The organism is Companilactobacillus mishanensis (genome assembly GCF_003946505.1).
Classification (GTDB): Bacteria; Bacillota; Bacilli; order Lactobacillales; family Lactobacillaceae; genus Companilactobacillus; species Companilactobacillus mishanensis.
In genome coordinates this window covers 1-1,935 of record NZ_RHON01000022.1, presented here as the reverse complement: position 1 = coordinate 1,935, position 1,935 = coordinate 1, and the positions used below count along the sequence as shown (strand labels likewise).

The following is a 1,935-nucleotide window of genomic DNA, read 5'->3' as shown; positions in this document are numbered from 1 at the left end:
TAGACCTCTCAAAACTAAACAAAGTTTTAACTTGTGTATTTCCGTTGTGCTCTCGCACTTTTCCTTAGAAAGGAGGTGATCCAGCCGCAGGTTCTCCTACGGCTACCTTGTTACGACTTCACCCTAATCATTTGTCCCACCTTAGACGGCTAGCTCCTAAAAGGTTACCCCACCGGCTTTGGGTGTTACAAACTCTCATGGTGTGACGGGCGGTGTGTACAAGGCCCGGGAACGTATTCACCGCGGCATGCTGATCCGCGATTACTAGCGATTCCAGCTTCATGTAGGCGAGTTGCAGCCTACAATCCGAACTGAGATCGGTTTTAAGTGATTTGCTTGCCCTCGCGAGTTCGCAACACGTTGTACCGACCATTGTAGCACGTGTGTAGCCCAGGTCATAAGGGGCATGATGATTTGACGTCGTCCCCACCTTCCTCCGGTTTGTCACCGGCAGTCTCACTAGAGTGCCCAACTTAATGCTGGCAACTAATAATAAGGGTTGCGCTCGTTGCGGGACTTAACCCAACATCTCACGACACGAGCTGACGACAACCATGCACCACCTGTATTCTTGTCCCCGAAGGGAAAAACTAATCTCTTAGTGTTTCAAGATATGTCAAGACCTGGTAAGGTTCTTCGCGTTGCTTCGAATTAAACCACATGCTCCACCGCTTGTGCGGGCCCCCGTCAATTCCTTTGAGTTTCAACCTTGCGGTCGTACTCCCCAGGCGGAGTGCTTAATGCGTTAGCTGCAGCACTGAGGGGCGGAAACCCCCCAACACTTAGCACTCATCGTTTACGGCGTGGACTACCAGGGTATCTAATCCTGTTTGCTACCCACGCTTTCGAGCCTCAGCGTCAGTTACAGACCAGAGAGCCGCCTTCGCCACTGGTGTTCTTCCATATATCTACGCATTCCACCGCTACACATGGAGTTCCACTCTCCTCTTCTGCACTCAAGTTTACCGGTTTCCGATGCACTTCCTCGGTTGAGCCGAGGGCTTTCACATCAGACCTAATAAACCGCCTGCACTCGCTTTACGCCCAATAAATCCGGATAACGCTTGCCACCTACGTATTACCGCGGCTGCTGGCACGTAGTTAGCCGTGGCTTTCTGGTTGAATACCGTCAATACATGAACAGTTACTCTCATGCATGTTCTTCTTCAACAACAGAGTTTTACGATCCGAAAACCTTCTTCACTCACGCGGCGTTGCTCCATCAGACTTTCGTCCATTGTGGAAGATTCCCTACTGCTGCCTCCCGTAGGAGTTTGGGCCGTGTCTCAGTCCCAATGTGGCCGATTACCCTCTCAGGTCGGCTACGTATCATCGTCTTGGTGAGCCGTTACCTCACCAACTAACTAATACGCCGCGGGTCCATCCTAAAGCGATAGCAGAACCATCTTTCAAACAATAATCATGTGAAAATTGTTGTTATGCGGTATTAGCACCTGTTTCCAGATGTTATCCCCCACTTTAGGGCAGGTTACCCACGTGTTACTCACCCATCCGCCGCTCACTCAAATGTAAAATCACTCAGGTGCAAGCACCTTCATTCATTTACCAGAGTTCGCTCGACTTGCATGTATTAGGCACGCCGCCAGCGTTCATCCTGAGCCAGGATCAAACTCTCATATTTTGATTGTTTGTGACTCATTTATTAATTATTACTAACGAACTGACTTCGTTATATTGCTTTTGCTTTATAAAAATAAAGCCTACACAATTGCGTTAAAACTTTGTTCAGTTTTCAAAGGTCTACTTCTTGTTAATCGCTTTCGCTCTTAACAAGCGACTAAATTAGTTTACCAAGTTATCAACTCTTTGTCAACAACTTTTTAAAATTAATTTTTGCCTCCAAGTTATCGCTCTCGCTCTAACTCTTTGGCGCCGTTGCTCTGTCGCAACAACAAATAATATATTACCAATTCA

General features: G+C 47.6%; 1 rRNA gene. It reads right to left on the bottom strand.

What is annotated here, in order from left to right:
• Positions 1-68 precede the first annotated feature (68 nt).
• Positions 69-1,642 (bottom strand): 16S ribosomal RNA (locus EKM63_RS11195).
• Between the last annotated feature and the right edge of the window lie 293 nt (positions 1,643-1,935).